This is a genomic window from Streptomyces sp. NPDC045899, from assembly GCF_056431485.1.
Genome location: NZ_JBWKKP010000022.1, coordinates 46,925 through 62,027 on the forward strand (window position 1 = coordinate 46,925; position 15,103 = coordinate 62,027).

Consider the following 15,103-nt stretch of genomic DNA (forward strand, 5'->3'; position numbering starts at 1 on the left):
GCCCGGTCACCACGGGGGCGAGCCCCCGGGAATACGCCGCTGGCCCCCACTTCACCCGAGCGAAGTGGGGGCCACCGTCGTGCCCTTCGACAGGTGGGTTACCGCGGCATCCGCTGTTCACCGCGGGTGCGGGGCAGCGCGTGACGCGGCGGGCTGGTCAGCGTGATCTGCCGGACCAGCTGGTGGAACGAGACCAGCGCGGCGACCGGCGGCAGACCCGCGACCGCCATGCTGGCCGGGTTCTTGGGGGCGTGGGCGACGCACAGGAACACCGCGATGACCGAGAACAGCACCACCACGGCCCAGGAGTGCGCGGCGCCCCGCCGGTGCAGCGCGGCCCGCAGCACCGACAGCGAGGCCACCAGCCACGGCCCGTAGACCAGCAGCGGCCACCACGCGGCCATGGTCTCCGATGTGCTGGGGGAGGCCAGATAGCGCAGGGGCGGATAGGAGATCATCCCGCCCAGCACGCTGAGCATGGCGACGATGACCGTGGTGGCCGCCGCGAACAGCAGGCTGGTCAGCTGGACCCAGGGCATCGTCGGCAGCCGGAAGCGCACCCGGCGACGCTTGCCGCGGCCCCCGCGGACCTGCGCGTTGGTGGGTGCGTGGAGGGGTGGGGCGGGGTGCGGCGGGGCGACCGGGTGCGGTGGTGCGGCCGGTTGCGGCGGCTCCTCGGGGGCGGCCGTCTGCAGCAGTCGTGCCAGATCCCCTTCCAGGTCCCAGCGGCCCTCGATGGTTTCGGGGTCCGGGAGGGGGAAAGGATTCATCGCGTACTCGATGCCCACGTAGTTGACACCCGGGTAGTCCGGGTAGTCGGCACCCGCGTAGTCGACGCCCGCGTCGAACCGCTCGCCATGGGCGGGGGCGGCTCGGTGGCCGGTGAGTGGGGGCCCGTAGCCGCCCGGCCTCGGCTCGGTGTAGGTCATGCCTTGACGCCCGGGTCCGGGGAGCCGGAGCGCTGGAGGAAGTCGTCCTCGATCCGGTTGAGCGCCCGGAGGAAGTCCTCCCACACCCGCGCGCAGTACTCGAGCGGGTAGCGGTCGTCCTCACCTCCGTGGTCCCGGGCCCGGAACACCGGTTCGGGGCGGAGCGCTGAGTGTTCGGGTGGTTGCAGACTGTCAGTGGTCACGTCCCCACCAACGACCGCTAAAATGGTGCAGTATCGCGGCATTCGGGTGAATCGCGCGCTCACTCTTGCAGTAGCCCGCAATGATTCCCCGCCGCACGCCCCCGCGCGCAACGATCAACCACCCATGCGCAAGAGTGGTGCATTACGGCCGTGGGCGGACGGCTCATAGGGTCTTGCGCTGACGTGGAGTGGCGGGGACCGACTGCTCGGCGATTCCCACCTGCGGGTTTGTCTTCGGGCAGCCGCATGTCCGCCGTCGGTCGCCGTCACCTGACCGGCAGTGAAATAAGGAGCCACCCAAGTGTTGGAGCACGGCGCAGCCCCGCCCACGACCCCGCGCCCGGAGCCAGAGCCTCCGGCGGCCGGGTTCGGCGCCCGGCTGATGCGGCGCAAGCCCGTGGAGCGGCTGGTCGCGGAAGGCGGACAGGGTGAGGGCGGATCGCTGCGGCGTTCGCTCGGAATGTGGCAGCTGACCATGATCAGCATCGGTGCCACCCTGGGCACCGGCATCTTCGTGGTGCTCGGCGAGGCCGTCCCGGACGCCGGGCCCGCGGTCATCGTGTCGTTCGTCATAGCCGGGCTCACCGCCCTGTTCTCGGCGCTGTCCTACGCGGAGCTGGCGGGCACCATCCCGGTCTCCGGATCCTCCTACTCCTACGCCTACGCCACCATGGGCGAGCTGATCGCCTGGATCTGCGGCTGGTGCCTGATCCTGGAGTACGGCGTCTCGGTGGCGGCGGTCGCCGTCGGCTGGGGCGAGTACCTCAACGAGCTGCTCGACGGCACGCTCGGCATCACCATCCCGGACGCGCTGTCCGCTCCGCCCGGCGACGGCGGGATCTTCAACCTGCCCGCGCTGCTGGTGGTGCTGCTGTCCATGGCGTTCCTGCTGGGCGGCGCCAAGGAGAGCGCCCGCGCCAACACCGTCATGGTCGTGGTGAAGATCGCGGCCCTGGTCCTGTTCTGCGCCGTCGCCTTCACCGGTATCCGCGCGGGCAACTACACCCCCTTCATGCCGCTGGGCATGGCGGGCGTCAGCGCCGCGGGCGCCACCCTGTTCTTCTCCTACATCGGCTTCGACGCCGCCTCCACCGCCGGTGAGGAGGCCAAGAACCCGCAGCGTGACCTGCCCCGCGCGATCATGCTCTCGCTGGTCATCGTCACCGCCCTGTACTGCCTGGTCGCGGCGGTGGCCGTGGGTGCGCTGCCGTGGAAGGAGTTCTCCGGCTCCGAGGCCGCGCTCGCCGGGATCATGGAGGATGTCACCGGTCAGAGCTTCTGGGCCGTGCTGCTGGCCGCCGGTGCGGTCGTGGCCATCGCCTCCGTGGTGCTGACCGTGCTCTACGGCCAGACCCGCATCCTGTTCGCGATGTCCCGTGACGGCCTGGTGCCCAAGGTGTTCTCCACCGTCCACCCCACGACCGGGGTGCCGCGCGCCAACACCGTGATCGTCTCGCTGTTCTGCGGTGTCCTGGCCGCCGCGATCCCGCTGGGCCAGCTCGCCGACGCCACCAGCATCGGCACCCTGTTCGCCTTCGCGCTCGTCAACATCGCGGTGATCGTGCTGCGCCGCACCCGGCCCACCATGGAGCGCACCTTCCGGGTGCCGCTCTCGCCGCTCTTCCCGGTGATCGGCTTCGCGCTCTGCCTGTGGATGATGGGCAGTCTGGAAGTTGTGACCTGGGTGGTCTTCGGTGTCTGGATGGCAGTCGGCCTTGTGCTGTACTTCGGATACGGCATGCGCCGATCCCGACTGGCCACAGCAGAAAAGTGATTCCCCCGCAGTGCGACTGAACGACCTCGACGAACGCATCGTCCACGCCCTCGCCGAAGACGCCCGCCGCAGTTACGCCGATATCGGCGATCTCGTCGGCCTCTCCGCCCCCGCCGTCAAACGCCGGGTGGACCGGCTGAGGACCGAGGGGGCCATCACCGGCTTCACGGTGCGGGTCGACCCGGCGGCGCTGGGGTGGGAGACGGAGGGCTTCATCGAGCTCTTCTGCCGCCACAACACCTCTCCCGAGGACATCCGACGGGGCCTGTCGCGCTATCCCGAGGTGGTGTCCGCGTCGACCGTCACCGGCGACGCGGACGCCGTCGTCCAGGTCTTCGCCTCCGATATGCGGCACTTCGAACGGGTCCTGGAGCGCATCGCGGGGGAGCCGTTCGTGGAGCGCACCAAGTCGGTGCTGGTGCTCTCGCCGCTGCTGCGGCGCTTCAGCTCCGGCGCTCCGGCCTGATCCGGAGGGGAACCCCAGGCGATACCGGCCCGCGCGCAACGAATCGTTGCCGCGGGCCGGAAACGTGTAATGAATCGACGCCGGATGCGCAACGGTCGCGCCTTGTCGATGGTTCTCGGCCACACGTACCGTTCTGGTGTCGCTTCCTCCCCCTCCCGGATCCCCAAGGTCTGCCCATGCCGCCGCTGCGCACCGCACTGCTCCAGAGCTCCGGTCACCCCGGCGACCCCGCCCGCAACCTCAAGGCCCTCGACGCGGCCGCCGGGCGTGCCGCGGCCGACGGGGCCGGGCTGCTGATCGCCCCGGAGATGTTCCTCACGGGCTACGCCATCGGCGACCGGATCCAGGAGCTGGCCGAGCCCGCCGACGGGCCCGGCGGCCAGGCCGTGGCCGCCATCGCCGCGGCACACGGCCTCGCGGTCCTCTACGGCTACCCGGAGCGCGACCGCATGCGCGCCGAGGTCGTCTACAACTCCGCTCGGCTGGTCGGCCCGGACGGCGCCGAGCTGGCCAACTACCGCAAGACCCATCTCTTCGGCTGCTTCGAGCGCGACGCCTTCACGCCCGGTGACACCCCCGTCGTCCAGGCCGCCCTGGGCGGGCTCACCGTCGGCATCCTGATCTGCTACGACGTGGAGTTCCCGGAGAATGTCCGGGCCCATGCGCTGGCCGGAACCGATCTGCTGGTGGTGCCCACCGCGCAGATGCACCCCTTCCAGTTCGTGGCCGAATCCCTGGTCCCGGTGCGGGCGTTCGAGAGCCAGATGTACATCGCGTACGTCAACCGCACCGGCCCCGAGGGTGAGTTCGACTTCGTGGGCATGAGCTGTCTGGCGAGCCCCGACGGCACCACCCGCACCCGGGCCGGTCACGGCGAGGAGCTGGTCATCGGCGACGCCGACCCCGAGCTGCTGGCCGCCTCGCGCACCACCAACCCGTATCTGCGCGACCGCCGCCCCGGGCTCTACGGGTCGCTGACCTGAGCCCCGGGCGCCCGCCGCCCGCCCCCACGCCCTGTTTCCCTCCCTCCCCCCACGCGCACCCGCACGACCGCAAGGAGTCCGTACCGATGACGTCCATGCCCAACGCCGTGCCCGGCGAGCACGAGCCGCAGCAGGCCGACGCCCTCCCGCCCATCACCATGTTCGGGCCGGACTTCCCCTACGCGTACGACGACTTCCTGGCCCACCCGGCGGGTCTCGGCCAGATCCCGGCCACCGAGCACGGCGCCGAGATCGCGGTCATCGGCGGCGGTCTGTCCGGCATCATCACCGCGTACGAGCTGATGAAGATGGGTCTGAAGCCGGTCGTCTACGAGGCCGACCGGATCGGCGGACGGCTGCGCACCGTCGGCTTCGACGGCTGTGACGCGTCGCTGACCGCCGAGATGGGCGCGATGCGCTTCCCGCCGTCCTCCACCGCGCTCCAGCACTACATCGACCTGGTGGGTCTTGAGACCCGGCCGTTCCCCAACCCGCTGGCGCCCGACACCCCCTCCACCGTGGTCGACCTCAAGGGCGAGTCGCACTACGCCCGCACCATCGACGACCTCCCGCAGGTCTACCGCGAGGTCATGGAGGCGTGGAACGCCTGTCTGGAGGAGGGCGCGGACTTCTCCGACATGAACCGCGCCATCCGCGAGCGCGATGTGCCGCGGATCCGGGAGATCTGGGCGCGGCTGGTGGAGAAGCTGGACAACCAGACCTTCTACGGCTTCCTCTGCGACTCCTCGGCCTTCACCTCCTTCCGGCACCGGGAGATATTCGGCCAGGTCGGCTTCGGCACCGGCGGCTGGGACACCGACTTCCCCAACTCCATCCTGGAGATCCTGCGCGTCGTCTACACCGAGGCCGACGACCACCACCGCGGTATCGTCGGCGGCAGCCAGCAGCTTCCGCTGCGGCTGTGGGAGCGCGAGCCCGAGAAGATCGTCCACTGGCCGCACGGCACCTCGCTGTCGTCCCTGCACGGCGGTGACCCGCGTCCGGCCGTGACCCGGCTGCACCGCGCCGCGGGCGACCGCATCGTGGTCACCGACGCGGACGGGGACATCCGCTCGTACCAGGCCGTCGTCTTCACCGCGCAGTCCTGGATGCTGCTCTCCAAGATCGACTGCGATGACTCGCTCTTCCCGATCGACCACTGGACGGCGATCGAGCGCACCCACTACATGGAGTCCAGCAAGCTCTTCGTGCCCGTCGACCGTCCGTTCTGGCTGGACCAGGCCGTCGATGACAAGGGGGAGCCGACGGGCCGGGACACGATGAGCATGACGCTCACCGACCGGATGACCCGCGGCACCTATCTGCTGGACGACGGCCCGGACCGCCCCGCCGTCATCTGCCTCTCGTACACCTGGTGCGACGACAGCCTCAAGTGGCTGCCGCTGTCGGCGAACGAGCGGATGGAGGTCATGCTCAAGTCCCTGTCGGAGATCTATCCGAACGTGGACATCCGCAAGCACATCATCGGCAGCCCGGTCACCGTCTCCTGGGAGAACGAGCCCTACTTCATGGGCGCGTTCAAGGCCAACCTGCCCGGCCACTACCGCTACCAGCGGCGGCTGTTCACCCACTTCATGCAGGACCGGCTGCCCGAGGACCAGCGCGGCATCTTCCTCGCGGGCGATGACATCTCCTGGACGGCCGGATGGGCCGAGGGCGCCGTACAGACCGCGCTCAACGCGGTGTGGGGCGTGATGCACCAGTTCGGCGGCGCCACCGACGCCACCAACCCGGGGCCGGGCGACCGTTATGACGAGATCGCGCCGGTGGAGCTGCCGGAGGACTGACCGGAAGGCCGGCCGGAGGACTGGACCGGCCAGGACGGCAGGGGAGTCAGCAGGAAGCGCCCGACCAGGCCCACACTCGCGTCGACGCGCTCGGTGAAGTCCTCCGCGAGATCCGGGAGTCCGCGCAGCCCCCACAGGGCGCGGAACGCCGCCCACGCGGCGTCCCGCGCCCTGTCCAGGCTCCAGGAGCCCACCAGATGGGTCAGCGGATCGGCCACGTCCAGCAGATCCGGGCCGGGCATCAGATCCTCCCGGATCCGCTCCTCCATCCCGGTGAGCAGGGCGCCGACCCGGTCGAAGTCCCCCTCCAGCGCATCCGGTTCGGTGTGCCGGGCCCGGCAGGTGTCCACCAGCGCGAGCGCCAGGTCATGGCCGATATGGGCATTGATCCCGGCGAGCGCGAACTGCACCGGACGCACCTGAGGATGGCACCGCAGCTCGAACAGCGGGCGCCAGCAGGCGGGCGGCCGGCGTCCCGCCGCCACCGTGTCCACCGCGGCCAGATAGCGCCCGGCGAAGCGCGCGTCCAACTCCTCGGTGGCGACCGGGTCCTGGAAGTACCCGGCCGTGAGCCCCCGGCCGATCTCCTCGGTGACCGCGAGGTACACCCGGTTGAAGACCGCCACCCCGTCCGCGGGCGGCAGCGCCGCGCCGAGCGCGCGCATCCGCGCCACGACGCTCCTCACACTGCGCGGCGGTGCGGGCCGCGCGCCGGTCGGCATCGTCATGGACGCAAGCGTGGCAGGGCGGCGCCGTCCCGTCCCGCCGGTCGGCCGGGCTTCCCCGGATCGGCCCAACGGACCGTCAATCCCGGGGCGTCGGCGCCCGGTCACGGGTCCGCGCGCACGGTCTGCCGGCCGTCACTCCGGACGCCGGTCGTCGTAGCCGCTGGTGCCCTCGTCCAGCAGCGGCGGCTGCGGCTTCAGATGGGCCGGGGCCAGGGCGCGCAGCACGTGGTAGCCGACCAGGACCACGATGGTGCCCAGGGCGATCCCGCTCAGCTCGAAGTTCTCGCCGATCTTCAGACTGACCCCGCCGACGCCGATGACCACACCCGCGGCGACCGGCACCAGATTCAGCGGATTGCGCAGGTCCACCTTGTTGTGCACCCAGATCTGAGCGCCGAGCAGCCCGATCATGCCGTAGAGGATCACGGTGATCCCGCCCAGCACCCCGCCGGGAACGGCCGCGACCACCGCGCCGAACTTGGGGCAGAGTCCGAACAGGAGCGCGAAGCACGCCGCCGCCCAGTACGCGGCGGTCGAGTAGACGCGGGTGGCGGCCATCACGCCGATGTTCTCGGAGTAGGTGGTGGTGGCCGGGCCGCCGACCGCCGTGGAGAGCACGGTCGCCGCGCCGTCCGCCGCGATCGCGGTGCCGAGCTTGTCGTCCAGCGGATCGCCGATCATCTCGCCGACGGCCTTCACATGTCCGGCGTTCTCCGCGATCAGGGCGATGACCACCGGCAGGGCGACCAGCACCGCGGACCACTCGAAGCTGGGCGCGTGCAGGGACGGCAGTCCGATCCAGTCCGCCGAGGACACCTTCGACAGGTCCAGCCGCCAGTGGTCGGTGATCTTCCCGCTGCCGTCGATCGAGTGGATCCTGCCGAAGACCCGGTCGAAGAGCCAGGAGACCGCGTAGCCGAAGAGCAGCCCCAGGAAGATCGCGACACGGGACCAGAACCCGCGCAGACAGACCACGGCCGCACCGGTGACCAGCATCGTCAGCAGCGCCGTCCACTGGTCCGCGGGCCAGTACGTCCCGGCGGTCACCGGGGCCAGGTTGAACCCGATCAGCATCACCACCGCGCCGGTGACCACCGGCGGCATCGCGGTGTGGATGATCCGGGCGCCGAAGCGCCGTACCGCGAGTCCGCTCAGCAGCAGCGCCGCGCCCACCACCAGGATCGCGCCGGTGACGGCCGCGCTGCCGCCGCCCTGCGCCCTGATCACCGCGGCCACGCCGACGAACGACAGACTGCACCCCAGATAGCTGGGCACCCGGCCGCGGGTCGCCAGCAGGAACAGCATGGTCGCGACACCGGACATCATGATCGCGAGATTGGGATCGAGGCCCATCAGCACCGGCGCGACGAAGCTGGCCCCGAACATCGCGACCACGTGCTGTGCGCCCAGACCCGCCGTTCTCGGCCAGGACAGCCGCTCATCCGGCTTGACGACGGCTCCGGGGGCGGGGGTGCGCCCGTCGCCGTGCAGGGTCCAGCGCACGCCGAGGCCCATGAAACTGCTCCACTTCCTTGCTGAGACTGCTGAGAGTGCACTCGTCGCCGAGGGGCTTCCGCGCGGGATTCCGCGGAAGGCCGGCGAGCGAATCGGAGCAATGTTAGTTGGCTGAAAATGCGCTTCTCACGTTCGCGCCGCCCTGAAGGCGTCGGACAGCGACTCCGTCTCCGTGTATCCGGGAAGCGGGGTGGGATCGCTCCCGGGGTGGGCGAGGGACCAGGCCAGTTCGACGGCGCTGTGCAGCGCGGCACGGAAGAGCAGTGAACCGCAGCTGATCCGTCGTACGCCCAGCTCCGCCAGCCGCTCATAGGTGTGGTGGCCGGGGGAGAGAAGGATGTTGAGCGGGGTGTCGCCGAGGTCGTCCGCGAGCGAGGCGATGTGGTGCTCGTCGGTGAGCGCGGGGACGAAGACGCCGTCCGCCCCCGCCCGGACGTAGCGCTCCAGCCGCTCGGCGGTGACCGACAGCCGGGGCGCGCCGGCGGCGCCGGTGGCGGCGAGCCAGTGGGTGTCGGTGCGGGCGTTCACGAACAGCCGGGGGACCCGCTCCTTGACCGCCTCGATCACCGCGCACTGCCGTGCGAGCGGGGTGAGTGTGCCGTCCGGGCGCCCGTCCTCGATGTTCACTCCCACGACCCCCGCCGCGTCCAGTGCGGCGGCCAGCGCGGCGACCTCCTCGGGCCGCTCGCTGAAGCCGCCCTCGATGTCCACGCTCACCAGCGCCGGCAGCCGGGTTAGTCCACGGGCGAGGGCGAGCGTCTCCGCGCGGGTGGCGCCCGTCGCGTCCGGCAGCCCGGCCGCGACGGCCACCCCCAGGCTGGTGGTGCCGATCGCGGGGAACCCGCGGCGGACGAGGGCGGCCGCGGAGGCGTGGTCCCAGGCGTTGGGCAGCAGCAGCGGCCGTCCGGCGTGGTGGAGCCGGTGGAAGGCGGTGTGGCCGTCGGGGGCCGGGTGTGCGCTCATGGATCCGACGGTAGGTCCGCGACGGTTCGGCCCCGGCCGAACCGTCGCGGCGGTGCGCCTCACACCACGGCGGTGACGCCCAGCAGGTCGCGCAGGGCCCGTTCACCCTCCGGGCTGACGCGCAGCGCGCGCCCGCTGCCGATGCGGACGCACCAGCCGGTGTCCAGCGCGTGGCGGCACAGCGCGGCGCCGGCCACCCCGGCCAGATGCGGCCGCCGCTCGGTCCAGTCCAGACAGCTGCGGGCCATCGGCCGCCGTCCGTGCGCGGCGGCCTCCGGCAGATTCAGGCCCAGCTCCGCGAACCAGTCCATCCCGGCGTCGGTCAGCGCGAACCCCGTCGTGCCCTGGAGCAGTCCGCGCTCCAGCATCGCGTCGGTGATCGCGGTGCCCAGCCGCCCGGCCAGATGGTCGTAACAGGTCCGTGCCCGCGCCAGCGCGCCGCTCGCGCCGGCGGCGCGCAGCGTACGCGGCGGTGGCGGTGGCGCGGCGTGCGCGGACAGATCCTCGATGAGCTGCGCCACCTGCGGCCCGGCCAGCCGCACATAGCGGTGTCTGCCCTGCCGTTCCTCGGTCAGCAGCCCGCCGTCGATCAGCTTGTGCAGATGTCCGGTGGCGGTGGAGGCGGCCACCCCGGCGTACCGCGCCAGTTCCCCCGCGGTCCAGGCCCGTCCGTCGAGCAGCGCCAGACACATGGCGGCACGGGTCTCATCGGCGAGCAGCCCGGCCAGTCGCGCGAGCCGCGGTCCCCGGTGCGGTGAGGGTGTCATGGCTCCATGGTGCGCCCGCGACGGTTCGGCGGTCACCGAAGGGTCGCGGGGCGTGGGCCGCGAACCGGTGGGCCGTCGGTCGCGCTCAGCCGGACGCCGTGCGCTCGGACGCGCCGGGTTCGCGGACCGGGGCGCCCGGCGCGGCGGTCGGTTCGCCGGAGGCGCCGCGGAGTACGCCCGCGCCCGCCACCAGCCCCAGTGCCCCCACTGTGACCAGGCAGAACGACACCGTCAACGAGGTCAGGTCGGCGATCGAACCCATGGCCGCGGGGGCGATCAGCCCGGAGGTGTAGGTGATCGTGGCCACGCCGGCGATGGCCTGGCTGGGGGCGGGACCGCTGCGGCCCGCCGCCGCGAACGCCAGCGGCACCACGACCGCGATGCCCAGCCCGATGAGACCGAAGCCCGCGATGGCCAGGCCCGCGTTCGGCGCGGTGACCACCCCGAGGCCGCCGAGCGTGGCGAGCACCCCGCCCACCCGTACCGTCCGCACCGCGCCGAACCGGCCGACCACCGCGTCGCCCGCCAGCCGGGCCGCGGCCATGGTGCAGGAGAAGGCGGTGGTGCAGGCGGCGGCGACGCCGGGGGAGGAGTCCATGACGTCCCGCAGATAGACCGCCGACCAGTCGAGGCTCGCCCCCTCGGCGAACACCGCGCAGAACCCCACCGCGCCGATGATCAGCGCGGACCGGGGCGGCAGTGCGAAACGGGGCGGCGGGTGCTCCTCGGCCGCGCTGTCCAGGTCCAGCACCCAGTGACAGGCCATGGCGCCCAGCACCGTCAGCGCCGCGGCGGCGACGGCCAGATGGAGCCGGGCGTCCGCCTCCGCGTGGGCCGCGACCGTGCCCGCCGCCGAACCGATGAGCGCGCCCGCGCTCCACATCCCGTGCAGCCCCGACATGATGGGACGGCCCAGCCGGGTCTCGATCTCCACGCCGAGGGCGTTCATGGCGACGTCGGACATCCCGGCGGTGGCGCCGAACACGAACAGCGCGCCGCACAGCCAGACCGGACCGGGGACGAGCGGGGGCACCGCGAGCCACAGACACCACAGCGCCAGCAGCCCCCGCAGGGCCGCGCGGGCCCCGAAGCGGTGACTGATCCGCCCGGCCAGCGGCATCGCGAAGGACGCCCCGATCGCGGGAAAGGCCAGCGCCAGGCCGAGTTGGCCCGCGGTCAGGTCCAACCGCTCCTGGACCCAGGGGATCCGGGTGGCGAAGTTACCGGTGACCGCGCCGTGTACGGCGAACACCGCCGCCACGGCGATCCGCGCCCGCCGTACGGGGGACGGTGGGACCGCCCCGGATTCCGTCGTACTGCTCATGGCTGTCGCTCCCTCCCCGAAGCGCGGCCCTTCCCTGTGCGGCCCTTCCTCGTCCGGCCTATCGGTGGGGAAACTATCAGGGAGCCTGCCTGATAGATAGGCGATATCCCCGGACGGCCGTCTGGAAGGATTCCGGCATGACCTCGACGCGTGGCCCCGCCCCGGGCCGCACCGCATCTCCCGCTACGGCGCGGGCCATCAACGACCGCTTCGCGCTGCATCTGCTCAAGGACGAGGGGCCGCTGACCGCAGGTCAGCTCAAGACGCTGACCGGTCTCTCCCGCCCCACCGTGGCGGACCTGGTGGAACGGCTGCGAGCGGCCGGACTGGTCGCGGTCGTCGGGGAGTCGGGGGCGGAGCGGCGCGGGCCCAACGCCCGGGTCTACGGGATCGTCGCGGACAGCGCATACGTGGCCGGGGTCGACGTCCGCACCGACAGCGTCGCCGTCTGCGTCGCGGACCTGCTCGGCCGGACGCTGGCCGAGGCGTCGCTGCCGGTCGCCGCGAACGCCGACCCCGCGCGGACCGTCTCCGGCGCGGTCGCCCTGGTGGAGCGCACCGCCCGGCGGGCCGGGGCGGACCGGCTGCACCACATCGGCGTCGGCGCGCCCGGCCTGGTCGATCCGGCCACCGGTGAGCTGGACTCCCCGGCCGGGCTGCCCTCCTGGCACCGCGAACTGGCCGCCGCGCTCCACCGCGGCCTGGCGGCGCCGGTGCTGCTGGAGAACGAGGTCAACCTCGCCGCCGTCGCCGAACAGCGGCTCGGCGCGGTGCGCGACCGTGACACCTTCGTGCTGCTGTGGCTGGGCCACGGGGTCGGCGCGGCCGTGGTACTGGACCGGGTGCTGCGGCGCGGTGCCTCCGGTGGCACCGGCGAGATCGGCTTCCTGCCGGTCCCGGGGACGGCGGGACTGCCGTCGGCGACCGGCTGCGACGGTGGCTTCCACGCCCTCGCGGGCAGCCGCGCCATCGGTGAACTCGCCCGGGAGCACGGCCTGTGCGCGGCCCCGGCGGGCGGTGCGGACGACGCGGAGACGGCGGAGGCGGTGCTGCGCGAGGCGGTCGCGGCGGGCGAGCGGGCCGCCCCCTTCCTGGACGCCCTGGCGGCCCGGGTCGCCCTGGGGGCCGCGGCGGTGAGCGCGGTGCTCGACCCCGGCTGTGTGGTCCTCGGCGGGGAGACCGGTCGCGCCGGGGGTACGGCCCTCGCCCATCGCGTCGAGGCCCGGGTCGCCCGGATGTCCCCGCTGCGCACCGAGATCCGCCCCGGGGCCGTCGGCGGCACCGGGGTGCTGCGCGGCGCGGTCCTCACCGCGACGGACGCGGCCCAGAACGACCTGTTCGGAGCGGACTAGCGGACCAGCGGACCAGCGGTTCGGCGGCGGAGCGCACCCGGACGGCCGGGCTTCCCTCCGGAGTGGTCGGGCCGTGAGCCGAACGCACGGCCGGGGTACGGGCCGACGGACACCCCGCACCCCGTTCCCGCACCGCCGTCCCCGCGGGCCCTGAGCCCGCCCCGTGAGGGAGGCCACAGGGGGTGGGCCTCCAGGTCCGCTGATCGTCGTGGCACACTGGGCGCGTACCAGTGACGTCAGCGCACTCCGGGGTCGGTGAAAATCCGAACCGGCGGTTACAGTCCGCGACCCGTCCGCCGCCAGCGGCCGGTTGACCAGGTGAAATTCCTGGACCGACGGTGAAAGTCCGGATGGGAGGCAGTGCGCGGCGAATGCGACATCACCGGTGCGCCGCCGTCGGCGGTCCGCGCTGTTCCTGTGCGGTCCCGTCCGCGATCCCGGCGTACTGGCGGCGCCGTCGTTCGTTCGTGTCGTTTCCGACAGCCCCGGAGTCCGTGCCCGAAGAGGCAGGAGGACCCGGTGGCCACCGCAGCCGAAGCCGACGCGATGCGTCGTGCCGTGGCGCTCGCAGCCCACGGCCTCGGCCACACCAGCCCCAACCCCGTCGTCGGCTGCGTCATCCTCGACGCCCAGGGCCGCATCGCCGGTGAGGGCTGGCACCAGCGCGCCGGCGGGCCGCACGCCGAGGTCCACGCCCTGCGCGCCGCGGGGGAACGGGCCCGGGGCGGGACCGCGCTGGTCACGCTCGAACCCTGCAACCACACCGGCCGCACCGGACCCTGTGCCCAGGCGCTCATCGACGCCGGGATCGCCCGTGTCCGCTACGCCGTCGCCGATCCCACCGCCGAGGCCCGGGGCGGCGCCGCCACCCTGGCCGCCGCCGGGATCGACGTCGCGGCCGGGCCCCTGGCCGACGAGGCCGAGGCGGTCAACGAAGCCTGGCTGACCTCGATGCGGCGCGGCCGCCCGTTCGTGCTGTGGAAGTACGCCGCCACCCTCGACGGACGCAGCGCCGCGGCGGACGGCACCAGCCGCTGGATCACCTCCGCCGCCTCCCGGGCCGATGTGCACCGGCTGCGCGCCGAGGCGGACGCCGTGGTCGTCGGCTCCGGAACCCTGCGCGCCGACGACCCCCACCTGGCCGTGCGCGACCGGGACGGGGCGGCCCAGCCGCTGCGCGTCGTGGTCGACACCCGTGCGACCGTCACCCCCGGCGCCCGAGTGCTGGACGACGCGGCGCCCACGCTGGTCGCCGTCGCCGAGGACGCCGACACCGGCCATCTGCCGGGCGTGGCGACCGTACGGCTGCCGCGTGCCACCGGCACCCCCGGGCTCGACATCCCCGCGCTGCTGGCCGCCCTGCACGACCGCGGGGTGCGCTCTGTCCTGCTGGAGGGCGGGCCCACGCTGGCCGGGGCGTTCCTGGCCGCCGGAGCCGTCGACAAGGTCGTCGGCTATCTGGCGCCCGTGCTGCTCGGTGCGGGCCCCGCCGCCCTCGCCGACGCCGGAATCACCACCATCGCGCAGGCGTTGCGCCTCGAACCGGCCGATGTCACCCGGCTCGGACCCGATCTGCGCGTCACCGCCGTGCCCGCAGCCCCCCTCGCCGAGGAGAACTGAAGTGTTCACCGGAATTGTCGAAGAACTGGGTGAGATCGTCGCCGTCGAGAACCTCGGCGACGCCTCCCGCTTCCTGGTGCGCGGCCCCGTCGTCACCGACGGTGCGAAGCACGGCGACTCCATCGCGGTCAACGGCGTCTGTCTCACCGTGGTGGACCGCCAGGAGGGTCCCGGAGGCGGCGAGTTCAGCGCCGATGTGATGGCCGAGACCCTGAACCGCTCCAGCCTCGGCGCGCTCACCGTCGGCTCCCGCGTCAACCTGGAGCGCCCCATGGCGCTCGGCGGACGGCTCGGCGGCCACCTCGTCCAGGGCCACGTCGACGGCACCGGCACCATCGTCGAGCGCACGCCCTCCGAGCACTGGGAGATCGTCCGGATCTCGCTGCCCGCCGGACTCGGCCGCTATGTGGTGGAGAAGGGTTCGATCACGGTCGACGGCATCAGCCTGACCGTCGTCGACGCGGACCCCGACTCCTTCACCGTGAGCCTGATCCCGACGACGCTCGCCCTCACCACCCTCGGCGTCAAACAGCCCGGTGACCCGGTCAACCTCGAGGTGGACGTGGTCGCCAAGTACGTCGAGCGGATGCTCGGCGACCGCGCCCAGGGCCCCGCCGCCCCCAGCTCCACGTCCGGAACCGCCGAGGAGGCCGTCTCATGACCACCGTCGA

General features: G+C 72.7%; 14 protein-coding genes and 1 riboswitch. Of the genes, 7 read left to right on the plus strand and 7 right to left on the minus strand.

Features of this window, described 5'->3' with window-relative positions:
• Window positions 1–98 precede the first annotated feature (98 nt).
• The gene (locus AC07FT_RS27520) at window positions 99–929 is read right to left on the minus strand and encodes a DUF2637 domain-containing protein (protein WP_479178531.1); all 831 of its coding nucleotides are present in this window, start codon (window positions 927–929) and stop codon (window positions 99–101) included.
• A complete protein-coding gene (locus AC07FT_RS27525) occupies window positions 926–1,132 on the minus strand; it encodes a hypothetical protein (RefSeq protein WP_479178533.1) in 207 nt (68 codons plus the stop codon). The genes AC07FT_RS27520 and AC07FT_RS27525 overlap by 4 nt, the downstream gene beginning before the upstream one ends.
• Before the next feature lie 301 nt (window positions 1,133–1,433).
• On the opposite strand from AC07FT_RS27525, the gene AC07FT_RS27530 reads away from it, so the two are divergent.
• The 4 genes from AC07FT_RS27530 (at window position 1,434) to AC07FT_RS27545 (ending at window position 6,163) form a co-directional block, all read left to right on the plus strand.
• On the plus strand, window positions 1,434–2,906 hold the full coding sequence (locus AC07FT_RS27530) for an amino acid permease (protein WP_479178534.1): 1,473 nt from the start codon (window positions 1,434–1,436) through the stop codon (window positions 2,904–2,906).
• A 10-nt stretch (window positions 2,907–2,916) separates the two neighbouring features.
• Complete coding sequence (locus tag AC07FT_RS27535) at window positions 2,917–3,372, plus strand: Lrp/AsnC family transcriptional regulator (protein WP_254741998.1); 456 nt, start codon at window positions 2,917–2,919, stop codon at window positions 3,370–3,372.
• Between the two features lie 176 nt (window positions 3,373–3,548).
• Window positions 3,549–4,355 carry a carbon-nitrogen hydrolase family protein gene (locus AC07FT_RS27540; protein ID WP_471205315.1) on the plus strand — a complete coding sequence of 269 codons (807 nt, stop codon included), beginning with the start codon at window positions 3,549–3,551 and terminating at the stop codon, window positions 4,353–4,355.
• Between the two features lie 86 nt (window positions 4,356–4,441).
• Window positions 4,442–6,163 carry a flavin monoamine oxidase family protein gene (locus tag AC07FT_RS27545; protein ID WP_479178536.1) on the plus strand — a complete coding sequence of 574 codons (1,722 nt, stop codon included), beginning with the start codon at window positions 4,442–4,444 and terminating at the stop codon, window positions 6,161–6,163.
• Here AC07FT_RS27545 and AC07FT_RS27550 read toward each other — a convergent pair.
• The 5 genes from AC07FT_RS27550 to AC07FT_RS27570 form a co-directional block, all read right to left on the minus strand.
• Window positions 6,124–6,891: a DUF5995 family protein gene (locus AC07FT_RS27550; RefSeq protein WP_479178538.1), complete on the minus strand. Its 768-nt coding sequence runs from the start codon at window positions 6,889–6,891 to the stop codon at window positions 6,124–6,126. The two genes, AC07FT_RS27545 and AC07FT_RS27550, sit on opposite strands and share 40 nt — an antisense overlap.
• Window positions 6,892–7,023: 132 nt before the next feature.
• Window positions 7,024–8,406 carry a uracil-xanthine permease family protein gene (locus AC07FT_RS27555; protein WP_479178539.1) on the minus strand — a complete coding sequence of 461 codons (1,383 nt, stop codon included), beginning with the start codon at window positions 8,404–8,406 and terminating at the stop codon, window positions 7,024–7,026.
• A 126-nt stretch (window positions 8,407–8,532) separates the two neighbouring features.
• The gene (locus tag AC07FT_RS27560) at window positions 8,533–9,369 is read right to left on the minus strand and encodes an isocitrate lyase/PEP mutase family protein (protein ID WP_479178541.1); all 837 of its coding nucleotides are present in this window, start codon (window positions 9,367–9,369) and stop codon (window positions 8,533–8,535) included.
• A gap of 59 nt (window positions 9,370–9,428) precedes the next feature.
• The gene (locus tag AC07FT_RS27565; protein ID WP_479178542.1) at window positions 9,429–10,136 is read right to left on the minus strand and encodes an ArsR/SmtB family transcription factor; all 708 of its coding nucleotides are present in this window, start codon (window positions 10,134–10,136) and stop codon (window positions 9,429–9,431) included.
• Between the two features lie 85 nt (window positions 10,137–10,221).
• Entirely contained in the window at window positions 10,222–11,460 is a 1,239-nt protein-coding gene (locus AC07FT_RS27570; protein WP_479178544.1) for an MFS transporter, read from the minus strand.
• Window positions 11,461–11,597: 137 nt separating this feature from the next.
• Here AC07FT_RS27570 and AC07FT_RS27575 point away from each other — a divergent pair, with 137 nt between their 5' ends.
• The 3 genes from AC07FT_RS27575 to AC07FT_RS27585 all read left to right on the plus strand — a co-directional run bounded on the left by AC07FT_RS27575 (window position 11,598) and on the right by AC07FT_RS27585 (window position 15,093).
• Window positions 11,598–12,812, plus strand: coding sequence for an ROK family transcriptional regulator (locus AC07FT_RS27575; protein ID WP_479178546.1), 1,215 nt, complete (start codon window positions 11,598–11,600; stop codon window positions 12,810–12,812).
• 237 nt (window positions 12,813–13,049) lie between these two features.
• A riboswitch (FMN riboswitch) is annotated at window positions 13,050–13,180 on the plus strand.
• A 151-nt stretch (window positions 13,181–13,331) separates the two neighbouring features.
• On the plus strand, window positions 13,332–14,432 hold the full coding sequence (gene ribD, locus AC07FT_RS27580; protein ID WP_479178547.1) for a bifunctional diaminohydroxyphosphoribosylaminopyrimidine deaminase/5-amino-6-(5-phosphoribosylamino)uracil reductase RibD: 1,101 nt from the start codon (window positions 13,332–13,334) through the stop codon (window positions 14,430–14,432).
• 1 nt (window position 14,433) lies between these two features.
• Complete coding sequence (locus AC07FT_RS27585) at window positions 14,434–15,093, plus strand: riboflavin synthase (RefSeq protein ID WP_471205300.1); 660 nt, start codon at window positions 14,434–14,436, stop codon at window positions 15,091–15,093.
• The last annotated feature ends 10 nt before the right edge of the window (window positions 15,094–15,103 follow it).